At 67.5% G+C, this 17,578-nt stretch carries 19 protein-coding genes and 1 pseudogene; 8 read left to right on the top strand and 12 right to left on the bottom strand.

From position 1 onward, the window contains the following. A partial coding sequence (locus tag ACFFC4_RS17170) for a MarR family winged helix-turn-helix transcriptional regulator (protein WP_375503073.1) occupies window positions 1-351 on the top strand: 351 nt, incomplete at its 5' end. A gap of 434 nt (window positions 352-785) precedes the next feature. Here the strand turns inward: ACFFC4_RS17170 and ACFFC4_RS17165 are convergent. After that, entirely contained in the window at window positions 786-1,406 is a 621-nt protein-coding gene (locus tag ACFFC4_RS17165) for a helix-turn-helix domain-containing protein (RefSeq protein WP_375503083.1), read from the bottom strand. 163 nt (window positions 1,407-1,569) lie between these two features. On the opposite strand from ACFFC4_RS17165, the gene ACFFC4_RS17160 reads away from it, so the two are divergent. Next, window positions 1,570-2,676 (top strand): NAD(P)/FAD-dependent oxidoreductase, encoded by a 1,107-nt coding sequence (locus ACFFC4_RS17160; RefSeq protein ID WP_375503071.1) that lies wholly within the window; start codon window positions 1,570-1,572, stop codon window positions 2,674-2,676. Then, complete coding sequence (locus ACFFC4_RS17155) at window positions 2,676-3,344, top strand: SAM-dependent methyltransferase (protein WP_375503069.1); 669 nt, start codon at window positions 2,676-2,678, stop codon at window positions 3,342-3,344. The genes ACFFC4_RS17160 and ACFFC4_RS17155 overlap by 1 nt, the downstream gene beginning before the upstream one ends. Before the next feature lie 30 nt (window positions 3,345-3,374). On the opposite strand, the gene ACFFC4_RS17150 is transcribed toward ACFFC4_RS17155, so the two are convergent. The 5 genes from ACFFC4_RS17150 to ACFFC4_RS17130 form a co-directional block, all read right to left on the bottom strand. Then, on the bottom strand, window positions 3,375-4,334 hold the full coding sequence (locus ACFFC4_RS17150) for a metal ABC transporter permease (protein WP_375503067.1): 960 nt from the start codon (window positions 4,332-4,334) through the stop codon (window positions 3,375-3,377). Then, window positions 4,331-5,245, bottom strand: coding sequence for a metal ABC transporter permease (locus tag ACFFC4_RS17145; protein WP_375503065.1), 915 nt, complete (start codon window positions 5,243-5,245; stop codon window positions 4,331-4,333). Before ACFFC4_RS17145 ends, ACFFC4_RS17150 begins: the two co-directional genes overlap by 4 nt. Before the next feature lie 13 nt (window positions 5,246-5,258). Beyond that, window positions 5,259-6,104: a metal ABC transporter ATP-binding protein gene (locus ACFFC4_RS17140; RefSeq protein ID WP_375503063.1), complete on the bottom strand. Its 846-nt coding sequence runs from the start codon at window positions 6,102-6,104 to the stop codon at window positions 5,259-5,261. 86 nt (window positions 6,105-6,190) lie between these two features. Further along, a complete protein-coding gene (locus ACFFC4_RS17135) occupies window positions 6,191-7,144 on the bottom strand; it encodes a metal ABC transporter solute-binding protein, Zn/Mn family (protein WP_375503061.1) in 954 nt (317 codons plus the stop codon). A gap of 267 nt (window positions 7,145-7,411) precedes the next feature. Further along, window positions 7,412-7,573, bottom strand: a complete 162-nt coding sequence (locus tag ACFFC4_RS17130) for a hypothetical protein (RefSeq protein WP_375503059.1) — start codon at window positions 7,571-7,573, stop codon at window positions 7,412-7,414. 80 nt (window positions 7,574-7,653) lie between these two features. Here ACFFC4_RS17130 and ACFFC4_RS17125 point away from each other — a divergent pair, with 80 nt between their 5' ends. Continuing rightward, window positions 7,654-8,397 carry a sulfite exporter TauE/SafE family protein gene (locus tag ACFFC4_RS17125; RefSeq protein ID WP_375503057.1) on the top strand — a complete coding sequence of 248 codons (744 nt, stop codon included), beginning with the start codon at window positions 7,654-7,656 and terminating at the stop codon, window positions 8,395-8,397. 155 nt (window positions 8,398-8,552) lie between these two features. Here ACFFC4_RS17125 and ACFFC4_RS17120 read toward each other — a convergent pair whose 3' ends face one another. Next, entirely contained in the window at window positions 8,553-9,146 is a 594-nt protein-coding gene (locus ACFFC4_RS17120) for a LysE family translocator (RefSeq protein WP_375503081.1), read from the bottom strand. On the opposite strand from ACFFC4_RS17120, the gene ACFFC4_RS17115 reads away from it, so the two are divergent. Beyond that, entirely contained in the window at window positions 9,057-10,067 is a 1,011-nt protein-coding gene (locus tag ACFFC4_RS17115; RefSeq protein ID WP_375503079.1) for an inositol monophosphatase family protein, read from the top strand. The genes ACFFC4_RS17120 and ACFFC4_RS17115 overlap by 90 nt on opposite strands. 68 nt (window positions 10,068-10,135) lie before the next feature. On the opposite strand, the gene ACFFC4_RS17110 is transcribed toward ACFFC4_RS17115, so the two are convergent. From ACFFC4_RS17110 to ACFFC4_RS17100, 3 genes are all read right to left on the bottom strand, one after another. Further along, entirely contained in the window at window positions 10,136-10,939 is an 804-nt protein-coding gene (locus ACFFC4_RS17110; RefSeq protein WP_375503055.1) for an MBL fold metallo-hydrolase, read from the bottom strand. Window positions 10,940-10,951: 12 nt separating this feature from the next. Continuing rightward, window positions 10,952-11,755 (bottom strand): fumarylacetoacetate hydrolase family protein, encoded by an 804-nt coding sequence (locus ACFFC4_RS17105; RefSeq protein WP_375503077.1) that lies wholly within the window; start codon window positions 11,753-11,755, stop codon window positions 10,952-10,954. A gap of 160 nt (window positions 11,756-11,915) precedes the next feature. Next, entirely contained in the window at window positions 11,916-12,785 is an 870-nt protein-coding gene (locus ACFFC4_RS17100) for an SDR family NAD(P)-dependent oxidoreductase (RefSeq protein ID WP_375503053.1), read from the bottom strand. A gap of 197 nt (window positions 12,786-12,982) precedes the next feature. Between ACFFC4_RS17100 and ACFFC4_RS17095 the strand changes: the two genes are divergently transcribed. Both ACFFC4_RS17095 and ACFFC4_RS17090 read left to right on the top strand, forming a co-directional pair. Then, window positions 12,983-13,858 (top strand): helix-turn-helix transcriptional regulator, encoded by an 876-nt coding sequence (locus ACFFC4_RS17095; RefSeq protein WP_375503051.1) that lies wholly within the window; start codon window positions 12,983-12,985, stop codon window positions 13,856-13,858. A gap of 80 nt (window positions 13,859-13,938) precedes the next feature. Beyond that, window positions 13,939-14,061 (top strand): annotated as a pseudogene (locus ACFFC4_RS17090) (hypothetical protein); the annotation flags it as partial. A gap of 357 nt (window positions 14,062-14,418) precedes the next feature. Here the strand turns inward: ACFFC4_RS17090 and ACFFC4_RS17085 are convergent. Further along, window positions 14,419-14,991 carry an MBL fold metallo-hydrolase gene (locus tag ACFFC4_RS17085; RefSeq protein WP_375503049.1) on the bottom strand — a complete coding sequence of 191 codons (573 nt, stop codon included), beginning with the start codon at window positions 14,989-14,991 and terminating at the stop codon, window positions 14,419-14,421. 15 nt (window positions 14,992-15,006) lie between these two features. Next, entirely contained in the window at window positions 15,007-15,690 is a 684-nt protein-coding gene (locus ACFFC4_RS17080; protein WP_375503047.1) for a TetR/AcrR family transcriptional regulator, read from the bottom strand. Window positions 15,691-15,905: 215 nt separating this feature from the next. On the opposite strand from ACFFC4_RS17080, the gene ACFFC4_RS17075 reads away from it, so the two are divergent. Further along, on the top strand, window positions 15,906-17,561 hold the full coding sequence (locus tag ACFFC4_RS17075) for an amidohydrolase (protein ID WP_375503045.1): 1,656 nt from the start codon (window positions 15,906-15,908) through the stop codon (window positions 17,559-17,561). Window positions 17,562-17,578: the final 17 nt, after the last annotated feature.

Below are 17,578 nucleotides of genomic sequence, written 5' to 3'. Positions count from 1 at the left end.
CACCGGTCACCACGATCAGGAACCCGACTTACACCACTCGGCGGGACTCTCCCCCTGTCGAACTCCGAACTGGCGCGGGGCGCGTTCGTGACCCGACAGTCGATGAACGTGCTGCTGCACAGCCTGGAACGAGACGGCTCTGTGACCAGGCCTGCGCAGGCACCGGTCGGGAAAGTTCTTCCCGCGCGGCTCACCCCGCGCGGCCGACAAAGCCTGCAGAAGGCGACGGTCGCCGTCCGGTCCGTCGAGATCAGAATGCTGACCGGCATGACCGAGACCGAGCAGTCAGGCACGTTACGGATCCTGCAGAGAATGATCCATTCCCTGCGGGCCGGCAGCGACGATGCCTAACTTGTTCCCGACGCTCGCCTCGGCGCACCCGGACAGAAGTGCACCCGAGCGCGGAAATCCATGCCGGCGACCGCGGAAGCCGACAGACCCCGACTACACCCTTCTGCGATGAGCCTCTTCTCGTGGCTCGGCGGCGTAGTGGGCCCATCGGCCGCCGGTTCGGGTGGTGGCGTTCGAGGCGGTGCGAGGGGTGACTCCGAGGACGCCGGCGAGCATTGCGGGTGGATCTCGCTGCTGAGTTTGGTCGACGACGGCCAGTCGCGCGCGGCATCGTTCGATGCCGATCGCACAGAGGCGGGCAGCGAGCGCGACCGCGTTGAGGTGTCGCCCGGACAACGAGTGCGGACACAATCGCGTCTTGCCCCGTGGTATCGCTGTGCCCGGTGGGGCTCGACCGCGGCTGGGTGCGGTGCGCAGTGGTTGAGCCGCGATGATCAACGCGTGGAGGTCGGGCCTGACCTGGTCTGCGTGGGTTGTGCGCGGATGTGGGCGCGTTGGCCTTGGGCGCTGCTGAGGACGAGCAGCTCCGTGGGGGTGTCGGTGGGGTTGCTGAAGGCGTGGGGGGTGTGGGTGTCGAAGTCGGCGACCTCGCCAGGGGTGAGGGTGAGGTCGTGCTCGCCGAGGAGTAGTCGAACTCGGCCGTCGAGGACGTACATCCATTCGTAACCGGGGTGGCTGCGTTGCTCGGGTGGGTCTGCCGGGAACCGGGCGGGGATGATGAGTTTGAACGCTTGTAGCCCACCGGGTCTGCGGGTCAGCGGCACCCACGTCATGCCGTAGCGGACGCTGGGGCGGGCGTGGATGCGCGGGTCGCCAGTGGCGGGTGCGTCGACGAGCTCGTCGAGGGTTACGCGGTAGGTACCGGCGAGACGAAGAAGGAGCTCCAGGCTGGGTCGGCGTTCCCCGGACTCCAACCGCGACAGGGTGGCCTGCGAGGTGCCGGTGGCTTCGGCCAGGTCGGCCAGTGTCATGGCCCTGGTGCGGCGCAGACCCCGTAGCCGCGCTCCGAGGCCGTCAATGACCGCGTCGATGTTGGCGTCGGGCCCCGTGCCGATATCGGGTGTGGCGGCCTCGCCCCGGCTGCCCCGCTGCGTGTTCCCCACTCCGCCAGTTTGCCAGATCCGCAAGAAATGTTGGCATCGAGCGAAAGGTGATTGCACTGTGGTGACCGCAGCGGGCGCATCACGGCGCACCCGTCGAACCAACGAGAGGAACACGATGAGTACGACACGGGCACCGGTCCGGAGCTCCAACGAAGACGAGGTTGACGTGGTGGTGGTCGGCGGTGGCTCGGCCGGGCTGAGCGCGGCGAAGATTCTGGCCCGCTCCCGCAGGTCGGTGCTGTTGATCGACGCCGGGCACGGGCGTAACGCCCCCGCTGGGGGGGTGCACAACTACCTCTACGCGGAGGGGACGGCGCCTGCGACGTTGTTAGAGATCGGGCGCTCCGAAGCGCACGCCTACGACGTAGAGGTCGTCGAGGGCACCGCGACCGCGGCCGCGGTGTTGACGGACCCGCGGCCAGGTGGTCCGCGGTTCACCGTGACGCTCAGCACCGGCGACGAGCCGGGCCGAACGGTGGAGGCCCGCCGGGTAGTGCTGGCCACCGGACTGGTCGACGTGTTGCCCGATGTGGCGGGGCTGGCACAGCGGTGGGGCCGCGACGTGCTGCACTGCCCGTTCTGCCACGGCTGGGAGGTACGCGACCAAGCGGTCGGGGTGCTGGGCACCAACCCGATGGCCCTGCATCAGGTGATGCTATTTCGCCAGCTCACCGACGATGTCGTGTACTTCCAGCACACTGCGCCCGACCCGGGCGACGATCAGGTCGAGCAGCTTGCGGCGCTCGGGGTGGAGTGGGTTGTGGGTCAGGTCACCGCGGTGCAAACCACGGACGACGCCCTGACGGGGCTGCAAATGGCCGACGGTCGGGTGTTCGCCCGCCAGGCCGTGGCGGTCTCGACGGGATTAGAGGCACGCACCGACCTGCTCGCGGACCTGGGCCTGGACACGACCGACCTCGAGCTCGGTGGAGTCGTCGCCGGGCACTACTTGCCCACCGACCCCGCGGGTCTCACCGCGACCGCCGGGGTGTGGGCGGCGGGCAACGTCGCTGCCCCCATGGCACAGGTCATCACTTCCGCTGCCGCCGGGTCCGGTGTGGGCGCAGCCGTTCACATGGAGCTCATGGGCGAGGACATCGAGGTCGCGGTCGCCGCGCTGCGCGCGCGGCGAGAGTCCCAAGCTTCCTCGTTTTCCGCGGCAACGGAGGCCGAAGTCTGCGAACGGGTCCTCGGCGACCGTCGCCACGGGGCGGCGCTCTGATGACCCACAAGAGCTCGGCGTCCGAGGGGTTCTGGGAGCCTCACTACGCCGCGACACAGCCCGGTATCGGGGGGCCCGGTCCGGTCCTCGTCGACGCCGTCAGAGCGCTGACCTCAGGGCGGGCGCTAGACCTGGGGTGCGGCGACGGTGGTGACGCGTTGTGGCTGGCGGAACGGGGGTGGGCCGTGCTTACCGTGGACGTCTCGGCCACCGCGCTGACCCGAGTCACCGACCGCGCCGCCGCTGCCGGCGTCGGCGACCGGGTCCGCACCGAACGTCACGATCTCGACGCCACCTTTCCGCAGGGGGAGTTCGACCTGATCAGTGCCCAGTATCTGCTCTCCCCCGTGGAGTTCGACCGGCCCGCTATGTTGGCCCGGGCCGCGGCCGCACTGCGGCCTGGGGGTGTGTTGCTCGTCGTGGACCATGCCTCGGTTGCCCCGTGGTCGTGGGCGGACCCCGACACGGTCTTCCCGACCCCTGAGCAGCTGCTGGCCGAGTTCCGGCTCGACCCTGAGCTGTGGCAGGAGGCCATGGCGGAGAATCGCGACCGCGTCGCCGGCGGCCCCGGCGGGCAGCGGGCCACCGTCACCGACACCATCCTCACCCTCACGCGCAAGTCACCACCCAGCGACCACCTGACACGCCCCGGTGTCCAGCACACCTGACATCGCCGCCAACCGGCGCGGCCGTGGTGATCAATACGCCGTCATCGACGGGTCAGGGACCAGATTCAATTCGTTGCTACCGGGACCCCGCCGGTGTCGGCGGCGCAGCGCAGCGATCACGGCGGCGGTCAGGTAGATGAGGGTCGCGGTGGTCATGATGTCGAAGCTGACCGGGAACTTTGGCGCGGCGTAGGCGACGGTGATGCCGATCCACATGGCGGCGACCGACAGTAGCCCGGACAATACGAATCCCCACCACGGCCGGTCGGTGAGCAGTTGCGCCGCCGCCGGTGGTGCGGCGACGAGCCCGAACAGCAGCAGCGCCCCGATCGCTTGGCTGGCTTCGGCGGCGGTGACACCGACGGCGGCCAGGAACAGCGGTCCGAGCAGGCGTACCGGGACACCGCGAGCCGCGGCGACAGCGGGATCGAGGCTGGCGAAAAGCAGCGGGCGGGCGATGAGCAGCAGCACGGCGATCGTGGCTAGCGCGATCCAGGTGGCGGTGTGCGCGTCGGTTGCACTGATGCCGAAGATCGACCCGAACAGCACGTTGACGTTCGCTGCGCCGTTGGCGGTCGCGGCGTGCGTGGTGTAGACGGCGAGGAAGAACACGCCGAGCCCGAGGATCCAGGCGAAGGTGGTGCCGATGACGATGTCGTCGGCCGCGCCACGGCCGCCCAACAATCCGAGGATCAGCCCGACCGCGATGCAGGCGGCGAACAGCCCGAACCGTAGGTCTACCCCGGCGGCGAGCGCGGCCAGTGCTCCGGCGTAGGCCACGTGGGACAGGGCGTCGCTGGCGAAGACCTGGCCGCGGAGCACGACGAAGTATCCGACCAGCCCGGACAGCAACGCGATGGAGGTACCGGCCAGCAGGGCGTGCTGGATGAACCCGGTGGACAGCATGTTGGTCAGCCCGGTCACCGGGTTGGCGGCCAGGACATGCTGACCCGCCAGGACATTGCCGGCCGGCAGATGCACTGCGCTCATGCCGCCGCCACCGCGGGTAAGGGGCCGGTGCGGACGCGTCGGCGGCCGTAGGCGTCGAAGGCGGCGCGGTAGGCGGTAGCGAGCAGGAACAGGCCGAAGGCGAAGGTAGTGACCCAGAAACCGATCGGGTAGGTCGAGAAGAACGCGACGCCTTCACCGGCCCAGACCACGACGACGGCGATGATCATTGACAGCGTCAGGCCGAGGGCGGGTCGGGCGGTGAGTCGACTGGCGGTCGCAGCGGGGGCGACCAGTAGCGCGAAGATGAGCAGGCTGCCGGTGACCTGGCTGGTCCCGGCCGCAGCGACCCCGAGCACGATCAGGAACGCCGCGCCGAGCAGGCGGACCGGGACGCCGCGGGCGCGGGCGACCTCGGGGTCAACGCTGGCGAACAGCAGCGGCCGGGCGATCACCGAGAGCACGATCAGGCACAGGCCGCCGGCGATCAGCAGGGTGAGGACCTGGTCGTCGGTGACACCGATGATGGAGCCGAACAGCAGACTGTTCAGGCCGGTGAGAAATCCCTTGTACAGGCTGACGAACAGAAACCCGCAGGCCAGCGCGAACCCTTGCACGGTGCCGATGGCGGCGGATTCCTTGCCGTAGCCGCCGAACCCGGAGTTCGCGCGGCCGCCGCCGGGTAGCGCGGCGATGACCAACGCCCCGGCGATGCAGAACCCGAAATAACCCAGCGGGGTGGCCAGGCCGAGGTAAGTGGCGCCGGCAGCGCCGGGGAATCCGGCGACGGCCAGCGTGTGGCCGACGAAGCTCTGCCGGCGCAGCACCATGAAGTAGCCGATCGCACCGGCGACCACGGCCACGATGGTTCCCGCGCGCAGCGCGTTGAGCATGAAGTGGAACGCCAGGAGTTGCCGGGCGTCGTCGAGGACGTTCCAGCTCAACCCAGTCATCGGTGAGTGGTGGTCATCGGCCGGAGAGGCGGTGTTCGGCGGGGGCGTCGGGCTGTCCCACGACCACCAGACGGCCGGCGCGGTCGGTGAGCACGTCGATCGGTGTGCCGTAGAGCATGGTGAGTGTGGCGGCGGTGATGACATCGGCCGGAGGACCCATCACCGCCCCGCCATGGGCGAGATAGATGACCTGGTCGAGGTAGGACAGGACCGGGTTCACGTCGTGGGCCACCAGTATGACTGCGACCTGCTGGCTGCGGCTCACCTCACGGATCAGCGCGCTGACCGAGGCCTGATTGGTGACGTCAAGACCGTCCAGTGGTTCGTCGAGAATCAGCAGTTCGGGTCGCCGGGCGAGCGCCTGGGCGATGAGCAGCCGTTGTTGTTCCCCGCCGGAGCACTGGCCAATCGGGCGACCGGCATAGCTTGTGGCGCCGACGAGTTCGATCACCTCGTCCACTCGGCGGGTGATCTGCCGTCCACGCGAGCCGGGCACCCATCCGGGGACAGGGACACCCCAGCGGTCACCGTCCAGGCCGAGTCGCACGATGTCGACGCCGCGCACCCGGGTCGCCGGATCGAACGCGCGGCGCTGCGGCAGGTATCCGATGCGCTTATTCCGCTGCCCAGGGCGCCCTCCGAGCACGGTCACCTGTCCCTCGGTCACCGGGACAAGGCCGAGGACCATTTTCAGCAGCGTGGACTTGCCGACACCGTTCGGACCCAGGACAGCGACGAACTCCCCAGCAGTGACGCTCAGACTCACCTCCGACCAGATGCGGCGCCCGCCCACTGCAGCGGCCGCGCGGCGCAGCTCAATAACGGGTCGCTGCTGCGGGAGGTCCGCCTGCACGGGCATTTCCTGAGTCTGCGCCGGGTGGTGGGCCAACGGCCGGTCGCTGGCAGACGGATTGGCGGCGGAGGGCTTGGCGCCGGGTCGATCGATCACTTGCCGGTCGCCTGATGCAGCGCTGTGATAAGGGCCTGCAGTTGCGCCACCTGCCACTGCTCGAAGGTGGCGTTCGCCGGAGACAGCGTCTCGGTCACCGTCGACACCGGGATGCCGGCAGCCTTGGCCGCCTTCACCTGCGCAGCGACATCAGGGGTGGCGTTCTGGCTGTTGAATACGTACACCTTGATCTTCTTCCCGCTGATCTGAGAGTTGATCGTCGACAGGTCGGCCGCTGACGGGTCTGTGCCTTCGCTGATCGCCTTCAGAAACGACGGCGGCGTGACCAGATCCAGCTTCAACGCATCCGCCAGCGGCGCGAAGATTGACTCGCTCGCACCGACCTGCGTGCCGGCGTACTTCCCCTGAATCTCCTTAATCAGTGACTTGTAGGTGGCTAGGCCGTTGGTCGCGAACCTCTGCCGCTGAGCATCGAAGTAGGAGGCGTCGGCTGGGTCCAGCTTCTTCAGGTCCGCGGTGATGGTGTCAGCGACCGTGTTGACGTTCGACGGTGAGTACCAGCGGTGCGGGTTCCCGCCGTTCGGGATGTGCACCAGGTCGCCGACATCGATCACGAGTCGGCTCGAGTCCGGGCTCGCGGCCAATGACTTGGCCGCCCACGAGTCATAGCCGATGCCGTTCTCCACAAACAGCTTCGACCCGGCGATCACCGTGCCGTCCTGAGGCGTCGGCTCGTAGTCGTGCGGGTCGGTATCAGGATTGGTGATGATCGAGGTCGCCTTTACGTGCGTTCCGCCGAGTTGCTCCAAGATGCTGCCCCACGCGTTGATGCTCGCCGCCACCTGGACCACCGTGCCCGAACCGCCGCTGCCGGTCCCGGTGCCGGTCACCTGGGACCCGCCCCCTGACGAGGACGTACTGCACCCGGCCACGGCGCTCACGCCCACCAAGACGACGGCGACCGATGCCACCCACGAACGACGACTCACGACAACCCCTTCAATCCTGCGCGACGCCAGGCGAACGACCCGGCGCGCGCCAGCCAACTCCGTAATGACATCGGTTGTCAATTCCGCGAAGCACTTAGGGTATCGGTAGCAACGCCCGGACCACCGACCCCCGCCGACGGCCACGCCGCGACAGTCGCGGCGCAAGGGAGGTCTTGGAGGCGCTCGACGACCGCGAGATCCCAGCCACTGCCATGCTCTGTCCATCGAGTTACGCGAGCACGGCCACCGGATCGATCTGGCCACGGTCTACCGGCGTTGCAGGTCCTTGGTGAGCAGGGACTGCTGCACGAATTTTCGGCCGACGACGGCACCGCGTTCCGAGCCCGCAGCCACGAACCGCACCGTTACCTCGTCTGCCGTCGATACGGCCGAGAAGAAGAACACGTCGGCGTCCGGCCACGCGATCATCGGGTCCGTTCACACAGGCATCGAGGCGCGTAGAGTTGCAGTGTGTCCTCGCCGTCGCTCGAGGCCCCGCAGCGTCGGTGATGGGTGAGCCAGGAGCGACGGCAATTCTGCTGCTGGCAGGTCTGCTCGCCGGGACGGTCGGAACCGCCGGTGGCATCACCTCCATCGTCAGCTACCCGGTCCTGCTGTTCGTCGGCCTGTCCCGCCTTCCGGCCGACACGGTAAATCTGGTTGCGGCAGTCGCCTGTTGGCCAGGGGCAGCACTCGCTTCGCGAGCCGAACTTGTCAACCAGCGGCCGCGGCTGCTTCGAGCAATGGCTGCGGCCGCCGCCGGTGCGGCCCTCGGCGCAGTGCTATTGATCAGCACTCCAGCCAGCGCTTTCGGCCGTATCGTCCCGTACCTCGTGATCGCGGCTTCTGTCTCGCTGGTCTTGCAGCCATGGCTCACAAGGCACATGCGAGGTCGCCGACACGCTGCCGCCGCGATAACCCTTCCGGCGGTCGGGCTTGTTTCCGTCTACGGGGGGTACTTCGGCGCCGGATCGGGCGTGATGCTGCTCGCGGCGTGGCTTGTGCTCGTCGATGATCGAATGCCCCACGCGAATGCGGCTAAGAACATGCTTGTGGGCGCGACCTCGGTGACGGCATCGGTAGTCGTTGTTGCTGGGGGCAGTGTCGCCTGGTCCGCAGTTGCCCCGCTGGCAGTGGGCATGTTCGCTGGAGGCACCATAGGCCCGCGCGTCTCCCGTCATTTGCCACCCGCGGTGATCCGTTGGCTCGTCGCCGCTCTCGGCGCCGGGCTCGCACTGCAGTTGTGGCGCTGAAGGTCGCAGGTGCGGAGGATGCAGTGGACGCGCATTACCAACGGTGTGATGCCACCGATGGCCATGTAAGTGAGCATCTGGCTGTCTCGATGTACGGCAACGACCCGCGAGGCTAAATCTCGGCCGCCCGGTGAATCGTCAGCGGCGGGACCGGTTCAACGCTTGTTGCCCGTCGCGACCAGGGCACCCCCGAGACCGATCATCATCACGCCGCCGCCAGCAGACATATGCGACTGCCGACGGGGATTTCGTGCGAACCACTCGCGAGCGGTTCCAGCAACCAAAGCCCAAATGCTGTCGCTGAGAAGGGCAATCACAGCGAACACGCAACCCAGGAGCGCCAGTTGCAAAGGGATGGACCCAGCCTCACGGCTGACGAACTGCGGCAGCACTGCCACGAAGAAGACCAACGTCTTCGGGTTCGACACACCGACCACGATTCCCTCACGAAGCTGACGCAGGCTGCTCGGCGGTGCACTCGCCTCGTCAGACGCAGCCTCGCCGCCGTGGACACGACGGTGTCGAATGGCTTGTACGCCCAGGTACATCAGGTAGACCGCGCCTGCAGTCTTGATCGCAATGAAAAGCGGAAGAGAGTCGGCGATGAGTTGCCCCAGCCCCAACGACACGGCCACAGTCGCGGGGAGCGTGCCGATGGCATTGCCGAGGACAGAGATCAATCCGCCTCTCCATCCGAACGCCAGCGAGCGTCCGATCGTGAACAGAACGCTCGGGCCTGGGATAACGATGAGCGTAAGAGCTGCGAGTGCGAATGCGCCCGCGTTCGCGCGGCAACATCAAGTCTCTCCTCACGAGTCGGAACGTCCAGGTGCGTCTCCGACCCGAACAAGGCACTCCGACAAGCTGCGCCCCGCCCCGGTGTTGCAACCATAAGCGGCGCCTGCCAGGACGGCGCGCCACTTGCGGCCTCGCCCAAGACCAACCTGAGCGCCGCGCTGGTCGGCACCGGCCAGGCCAGCCCACGCGAAACGACTGCGACCTACGAGAGCATGGGCCGAACCATCACGGCCATGCTCGGCGCCGGCGGCGTTGTTCGGGTCTCGGTTCCGGCGACGCTGCAGCTGATCCGCGTCGTAGCTGGGCGCACGGACGTGTTCTGGCAGCACAGCGCGGTCCGCTCGGGGCTCCTGGCCGGCGCCCTTCTCGTCCACGAGGCCGGTGGGGCGGTAACCGATCTTGACGGTCAGCCGTGGACGCTCGCAAGCGCGGACTTTCTGGCTGCGGTACCGGCGTTGCACCCTGCCGCGGCGGCCATACTTCGCGCGAGCAGGAACGGCCGGCCACGCACCGCCACCGCGCCCACCGGCGTCACCACCAGACCGCACTTCCCGCGCCACGTGCCGATCTCCGCGCACCTACACCTGAAAGCAACCGTTATGCACATCGCTGTACTCGCCGCGTCCGGCAACACCGGGGGGCACCTCACCCGGGTAGCGCTGGCGCGCGGTCACACCGTCACTGCGCTGGTCCGCGACCCGCGCCGTCTCGACCTGCCACTGTCACCACAACTGCGCACGGTGGCGCTCGCCGATGCGCCCCGCCTGCTGCTGCCGCGCTCGATCGGCCGAGCGACGGTCGCTGCCGCAATGATCGACGAGGCCGAGGCTGCCGCATTCGCCCGGCAACTCGTGGTGCCGCTGGGTCGTTGACGAACGCACCCGTGGACGGGCGGCGCGGCGCCCGGCGTCGCACACCGTCGAGTCGGGCCGGCACCGGGTCAGCCGACCCATCGACGCAGCTGTCCGGTCAACACGCGACCGAACTGCAGTTCGGGAAAATGCGCACCTGCACCGAAGGTGTTGCTGCCCTCGAGTTCGCGGAACAGCCGTTCGCGGACCTGGGCTGCCAGTTGCGGGTCGACGTCGCCGATGGACTGCCAGGTGGGTTCGTCCAGCTGGATGGGGCACACGATCGCGTCGCCGAGCAGCAGCGCACGCTGGACGCCGGAGGAGACGATCACCGACAGGTGTCCAGGAGTGTGGCCAGGAGTCATTGTCAGGTCCACGCCAGGGGCAACCGTGCTGTCCTGGCTGATCAGGTGCAACCGCGCTGGTTCGCAGTTCTGCAGACCGAACCGGATGTGATCGAACATCCAGATGTCGGGGTCCAGCACGAAGTGGTGCCAGTCGGCGAGGCCCATCCAGATATCCGCATTCGGAAACGTCGGGTGGCCGGCCGTATCGAACAACCAGCCGCAGTGGTCGGCATGCAAGTGTGTGCACACCACCGCATCGACGTCATTCCTCGTGACACCGACTGCTCGCAGCCCGAGCAACAACTGGCCGCCGACGAGCAGCCTGCGTTCGCCATCGTCGCGGATAGCCGGGCCCATACCGGCATCGACGAGGATCGTCTTGGCTCGGGTGCGGATCAGGAAGCACCCGATCGGGAGCCACGCCTTGCCGTCGCGGTTGAAGTAGTCCTCGTGACCGTGCGCCGTCACGCGCTCACCGAAGTACCCCGGACCGGCGCGGAAGGTGCCGTCCGCTATCGGATGGATTTCGATCTCGCCGATACGCATGGCGCGTCTCCTCTACTGGTGGCAGCCGACGGTATTGCGGATCGTGCCGATGCGCTCGACCGAGCACTCGACGACGTCACCCGCCTGCAAGAACCGCGGCGGATCGAAGCCGATACCCACACCGGCCGGTGTGCCGGTGGCAACGACGTCACCGGGCATCAGCGTGATCCCCGCCGAGATGGTCGCGATGAGCTCGGGGATCGAGAAGATCAGATCGGCGATCACGGCGTCCTGACGCGGTTCACCGTTGACCGAACTCGTGACCCGCAAGGTGGTGACGTCCTCGATCTCGTCGGCGCTGACCGCCCACGGGCCCATGGGCGCGTGAGTGTCCAGAGACTTACCGAGCAACCACTGCTTGTGGTCGCGCTGCAGGTCGCGGGCCGTCACATCGTTGACGACCGTGTAACCCCACACGTGATCCATCGCGCGGGCCGTGCTGATGCCGCGGCCGCCCGTCCCGATGATCACTGCCAGCTCGGCCTCGTAGTCCACTTCCGACGTCACACCAGCGTGCAGCTCGATCAGGTCGAACGGCCCGGTCACGGCGGTCGTCGCCTTGGAGAACACCACTGGCTTGGTCGGCAGGTCCTCGCTGCGTTCCGGACTGTCGTAGCCGGAGCGGCCGAATTCAACCACGTGCTCGCGGTAGTTCTTGCCCACCGCGAACATATTGCGCAGCAGCGCTGGGATCGGAGCGCACAGCGTGTGTGCGCCGGTGAGCATCGGCAACTCGGCAGTGCGCAATTCGCTGCTCAGTCGCTGCCAGTTCGCGATGACGTCGAGCACCGACCCCGCACCCGTAACCCCACTCACGTCACGCAAGCTTCGTCCGTCATCCTCCACCAGGACGACGGTCTGCCGGTCATCCAGGCGAACGGTAGCGAGTTTCACGAGCGCCGCCTCAATTCTGTGCTGCCCGTTCGGGCAGCCTCGCCGGCGCGGTCTTCAGGTCTGCTCGGTACGACAGTCCGGATCATGCCGGGAGGGAGAGCGTCACGTGGTCGGTGAGCGCGGCCGTGTCGCGGGCGTCGTCGAGGTTGGCCTGCAACGCGTCGACCTTCGCGGTGGCGTAGGCGTGCGAATCGGACCCGAGGATCAGCCGCAGGGGCCCGCCGCCGACGAGACGGCCCACGATCTGCTCGGCACCCTTGACAGGGTCGCCCAGCTGGTTGCCCTGCAGCTCGAGGTGGCTCTGGACCATCTCCCGGATGGCGGGGTACCCGTCCGCGGTAGCCACCGGCAGGCCGAGGGAGTCGGAGGACAGGAAGTCTGTGCGGAAGTAGCCCGGCTCCACGATGGTCACTTCGACGCCGAACTCGGCAACCTCGGCGACCAGTGCTTCGCTGATGCCTTCGACAGCAAACTTGCCCGCGCAATACAGCGCCCATCCCGGCACGGCCGTAAGGCCCAACACCGAGGACACAGTGACGATGTGGCCGCTGCGCTGGCCGCGCAGGACCGGCAGCGCTGCGCGCAGCACGTTCCAGACACCGACGATCTGGACGTCGAGCATGGCGCGCACCTCGTCCGCGCTGGTCTCTTCGACCGCGCCGAGAAAGCCGTATCCGGCGTTGTTGACGACCACGTCCAGACCACCGAAGCGGGCAGTGGTCTGCTCGATCGCACGCGCAACGTCCGCGGGGTCGCGCAAGTCCACTTGTAGGGCGAGGAGCTTGGCGGTGTCGGCGCGTCCAGCGAGCGCACTGGTCAGCCGCTCGACGGAGCGGGTCGTGGCAGCAAGGTTGTCGCCGCGCTCAAGCACCTGCACGGCGAGTTCGAGTCCGAGGCCTCGCGACGTCCCGGTCACGAACCAGGTTGCCGGGCGATCGTTGGGGATGCTCATGATGATTGGCCTCTTCTTTTCGGGGTCGCAGGTGGCATGCGACCGTTGCTTGCACAGGTCGTGCGGGGTGCTTCATCAACTGTCGCCCAGACGCAGGAGCTGTGGGCGGCCATCTCACGCCCTGCCGAACCAAGGACCCACGCACCTAGGACTCAGCGGTCCACCCGGCGTCTGGCTTTGCCCGGCACAATGGCCTTGTGGTCGATACCAACCGTGAGCTCGCCGACTTCTTGCGGCGAGCGCGCAGCCAACAGGACCCGCAGCGGGCAGGCCTACCGGCCGACGCGCGTGTGCGACGAGTCCCCGGCCTGCGACGAGAAGAAGTCGCGCTGCTGGCCGGCGTGTCGACCGACTACTACGCACGTCTCGAACAAGGCCGACGCATCATCCCCTCCCCCGCCGTGATCGACGCGCTCGTGCGCGCGCTCGATCTCGGCCCCGCCGGCCGGGCCCATCTCGAAGACCTCATCGGCACCGGCACGTCTGGATCCGTGCGCCGCCCACCCCCGGGCGTACAACGGGTGAGACCGGGTCTCTGCCAGCTCCTGGACAGCCTCAACGATGTGCCGGCACTCGTCCTGGGCAAGCGCAGTGACGTCCTGGCGGCCACCCGAATGGCCCGCGCTCTGTTCGCCGATTTCGAGCGGATGCGGCCACCCGAGCGCAACTACGCACGCTGGATGTTTCTTGACGCCGGCGCAAGAGCGCTGTTCGTGGATTGGGAGCAGCAGGCGCGAGCAACAGTTGAAAGCCTGCGGCTCGATCTCGGCGCCGACCCGAACGATCGATCCACGGCAGACCTCGTCACCGACCTTCGAGCACTTAGCCCGGAGTTCGATCAATGGTGGAGCGAACACCGCGTCTACCAACGAACCCACGGCACGAAGCGCCTCCTCCACCCCGTCGTCGGTGACCTCACCGTCTACTACGAGACGCTCACTCTGCCCGGTGACAAGGACACGGCCGTCTTCGTCTACAGCACCGAGCCGAACTCACCGTCCCGGCGCGCCCTGAACCTCCTGGCCAGCTGGACACTGACCACCGACTCCTCCCCGAGCCTTCCGCACAGCTGAGAGCCACGACCTCGGGACTTGACCCTGAGTAGCGGACCCGCTCAATCCCGGTTGTTGCCGGGAGGCGAGAGGATCCACGAATGGCGCGGAACTACCCTGCTGAGTTTCGCCGCGACGCTGTCGAGTTGTGCCGGGTGACCGAGGGGGCGAAAATCACCGCGATCGCCGGCGACCTGGGGATCACTGATGCCACGTTGTCGGCCTGGATCAAGGCCAACCTGGCCACCGTGATCGACCTGTGCGCCCGGCGCCTCGTCGGCTGGTCCATCGCCGAGCACATGCGCGCACCGAACTCGTCGAGGACGCCTGCGCGCCGCCCACCGTGCACGCGGCACCCTGGCCGGCGGGATCTTTCACAGCGATCATGGAGCTCAACCCCATCACCCATGAGCAGACCGTTCACGCCGCTACGCTGCAACCAGCCGCTTAAACATCAAATCGTGTGTCTACTTTTTCGGGGCGAAGGCCCGTCGGCGCAGGTCAGCTGGCTGAGCGAAAAGCACGGAGCGTTCCGCAGGGCAAATCCAACTGAGGCGAATCCTGCAGGCACGGCACGCAGCTCACCGGGGGGTCGATCCATTCGGTGCGAAGGGTGCACCGTGGCCCGGAACGATGAGTGCCGGCTCCAGTGCAAGCACCTGATCGCGCGAGGCTTTGAGCACGGCGACATCAGCCGCGAACGGGTCCTGCGCTGGGCCCTGGGCCCCCCACCACAGATGCGTCAGCACGATCAGTCCGTCGTCGGTCTGCACGATTGTGCTGACGTCCTGGTCGGTGTGGCCGGGGGTGGCCACCAGCCGCACCGCCGGCGATACGGTGAAATCGCCGGGCTCGTGGTCGAGCCAGAGGTCGTCGACGTAGGTCGCCATCACGTCGTGCAGTTTCGCGTTGGGAAACAGCGCTATGTTCACGGTGTGGTCGGGGTGGTGATGGCTGATGACGATGTCGGTCACCTCTTGCGCGCTGAGCACCAGGTCTGCGAGCGGTTGCAGTAGTAGCGCGCGGTTCGCGACCATTCCTGGATCGATGACAATCACGGCGTCGCCGTCGCGGACCAACGTGCATGTGCTCGCCACGCGATCATGCGCGTAACCGATGCTGAGGACATCGAGCCGGGCAGTCGTAGTGGCCACCGGATTCTCCTGGGTCTAGTTGGGGTTTTTCTCGTGCGGGACGGGCTTGTTCGGTCTGGACCTTCGGATTGCCGGCTGCGGCGATGTTTCCGCGGCCCGCGCGGCAATTGCCTCGATCACGGCCTCGATCACGGCTTCGAACACCTCCTGCTCCGAGAGGGCGACCAGTTCCTTTGCGTGTGCGCTCGTGACCGGGTAGTCCGACTGCGAAAGCACTCCATAGATCTGTGTCCAGGCGGATTCGTCCTTGGCCCGCACTGCGGGCTCGAGATTGGCCACCGCCGCGGCCTGACCGGTCAAGGAAAGCATCGCGTCGACGAACGCCCGGTAATACAACGCCGTGTCTGCCGGCGATAGGCCGGCTCGAGAGATCGTGGCAAGGATCTTTTCGACCATGACCCGCTCGGCCGGGCCCCCTGTGATACGGGCGAACGTGATGCTGGTGACCGCCGGGTAGCGCAGGTTCGTTGCGTTGGAAGCGCTCGTGATCGACCGCAGCGTGTCCCGCCAATCATCGGACTCGACGACTGCATCGAGCGTCATCGCGATGATGCGGTCGCTCACCGCCAGGACGAGCTCGTCCTTGTCCCGGAAATGCCGATAGAAGGCCGTTGCGTCAACACCTAGCTCCCTGCCGAGACGCCGCACAGTCAGGGCCCCAGCTCCCTCGCGTTCCGTGAGCTCGAGCGCCGCGTCCATGATCGCGTCCGCCGACAGAGCCACACTCTCGCCGCCCCCACCGACTGGGCGGCGCGCACGCGCGGCAGGCTTCGACGTGGCCTTGCCCTGTGCTGCAGCCACCCTCACTCCTTCGGCTGGTTCCGAGACACACTAGCGTCGAACTTGTTGTCAACATAGTTGACAACAGCGCGGATGGCGCGTTTTCTTTTACCACTGTGACGACGGAGGTTGCGATGGGGTCGAGCGGGGCCGTGGTGTTTCGCAACGGCAAGGTGTTCCGCGCGGACGCAGCACGAACGGGCGCCGAAGCGATCGCCATCCGTGACGGCGTCATCGTGGCCGTGGGCGGCGACCGGGAGGTGGCGGACCTCGCAGGGACGGCGGATGAGGTCGTCGATCTCGACGGTCGCCTGGTCATTCCCGGCTTCCTCGATGCCCACGCCCACCCGGTGCAAGGCGGCCTTGAACTCGGACGGTGCGATCTCGGCGACCATTCCTCCCCGGATGGGTACTCCGGCGCGATCCTAAGATTCCTGCAGCAACACCCGACGCGGACGTGGGTGGTCGGCGGAGGCTGGTCAATGCCGGCGTTTCCTGACGGTCGACCGACGAGTCAGATGCTCGATGCCGTCGTGGGCGAACGGCCGGCATTCTTCGTCAACCGAGATCACCACTCGGCCTGGGTGTCAGGCGCGGCCCTACGCCTCGCCGGGATCGACACCCGAACCGCTGATCCGCGCGACGGTCGGATTGAGCGTGATTCGGACGGCACCCCCACCGGGTTGCTGCACGAAGGGGCCATCGACCTAGTTGCGCGATTGCTCCCGCCACCGGACCAGCAGGAGTACGACGACGGCCTGCGACGCGCGCAGGCCTACCTGCACAGCCTCGGCATCGTCGGCTGGCAGGACGCCCTCGTCGACATCGCCGAACCGATCGGGCCGCACAGTACCTACCTGCGTGCCGCTGAGCAGGGTTGGCTGACCGCGCGCGTGGACGCGGCGCTCTGGTGGGATCGCGGGATCGCCGCCGCCGACGTCGAGACCCAGATCGGCCTGCTGGACGAGGTCCGGCGGGCGGTCGCGGAAGGCGGACACCGGTACCGGGCGGACACGGTCAAAGTGATGCAGGACGGCGTCGCCGAAACCTTCACCGCAGGGCTGCTCGAGCCCTACCTGGATCGCTGCGGGCATCCCACCGACAATCGCGGCCTGTCGTTCCTGTCCCCCGAGCTGTTGAACCAGGTCGTCACCGGGCTGGACCGGGCCGGATTCGGTATCCACTTCCACGCCCTCGGCGACCGTGCCGTCCGTGAGGTGCTCGATGCGCTCACGCATGCCCGTAGCGTCAACGGCACGTCGGATCGCCGCCACCAGCTGGCGCATCTGCAGGTCGTGCACCCGGACGACATTCCGCGGTTTCGCGCGGTGGGTGCCATCGCAAACCTCCAACCGCTCTGGGCATGCCACGAGCCGCAGATGGACGAACTCACCATCCCGTTCCTCGGCCCGCAACGGGCCGGCTGGCAATACCCGTTTGCGGCGCTGCAGAAGGCGGGAGTTGCCCTCGCCATGGGTAGCGACTGGCCGGTGAGCAGCCCCGATCCCCTGCTCGGCATCCAGACCGCAGTGACCCGACTCGGCGCCGACGCGCCGGACGGGACCCCGCCCCTCGACGCTGCCCAGGCGCTCGGCCTGGCCGACTCGCTCGTGGCCTACACGGCAGGTTCTGCTTTCGCGGCGCACCGCAGTAGCGGCCTGTCGGTCGGTTCACCGGCCGACATCGTCGTCCTCGATCGTGATCTGTTCGCCGTTGCCGCCGACCAGATCCACACCGCCCGGGTGCACCGCACCTATGTCCGCGGTCAACTCGTCCACAGCTCGGAATAGACCGCGCGCAACCCTGA

The organism is uncultured Jatrophihabitans sp., from assembly GCF_964244045.1.
Taxonomy (GTDB): Bacteria; Actinomycetota; Actinomycetes; order Mycobacteriales; family Jatrophihabitantaceae; genus Jatrophihabitans.
The sequence above is the reverse complement of the archived record's forward strand: the minus strand, read 5'-3'. Positions and strand labels throughout refer to the sequence as shown.

Bases quoted from the DNA above. Each gene is read 5' to 3' on its own strand.
- ACFFC4_RS17160 (WP_375503071.1), top strand. From the start codon at position 1,570: ATGAGTACGACACGGGCACCGGTCCGGAGCTCCAACGAAGACGAGGTT.
- ACFFC4_RS17155 (WP_375503069.1), top strand. From the start codon at position 2,676: ATGACCCACAAGAGCTCGGCGTCCGAGGGGTTCTGGGAGCCTCACTAC.
- ACFFC4_RS17150 (WP_375503067.1), bottom strand. From the start codon at position 4,334: ATGAGCGCAGTGCATCTGCCGGCCGGCAATGTCCTGGCGGGTCAGCAT.
- ACFFC4_RS17145 (WP_375503065.1), bottom strand. From the start codon at position 5,245: ATGACTGGGTTGAGCTGGAACGTCCTCGACGACGCCCGGCAACTCCTG.
- ACFFC4_RS17140 (WP_375503063.1), bottom strand. From the start codon at position 6,104: ATGCCCGTGCAGGCGGACCTCCCGCAGCAGCGACCCGTTATTGAGCTG.
- ACFFC4_RS17130 (WP_375503059.1), bottom strand. From the start codon at position 7,573: ATGATCGCGTGGCCGGACGCCGACGTGTTCTTCTTCTCGGCCGTATCG.
- ACFFC4_RS17125 (WP_375503057.1), top strand. From the start codon at position 7,654: ATGGGTGAGCCAGGAGCGACGGCAATTCTGCTGCTGGCAGGTCTGCTC.
- ACFFC4_RS17110 (WP_375503055.1), bottom strand. From the start codon at position 10,939: ATGCGTATCGGCGAGATCGAAATCCATCCGATAGCGGACGGCACCTTC.
- ACFFC4_RS17100 (WP_375503053.1), bottom strand. From the start codon at position 12,785: ATGAGCATCCCCAACGATCGCCCGGCAACCTGGTTCGTGACCGGGACG.
- ACFFC4_RS17080 (WP_375503047.1), bottom strand. From the start codon at position 15,690: ATGGACGCGGCGCTCGAGCTCACGGAACGCGAGGGAGCTGGGGCCCTG.
- ACFFC4_RS17075 (WP_375503045.1), top strand. From the start codon at position 15,906: ATGGGGTCGAGCGGGGCCGTGGTGTTTCGCAACGGCAAGGTGTTCCGC.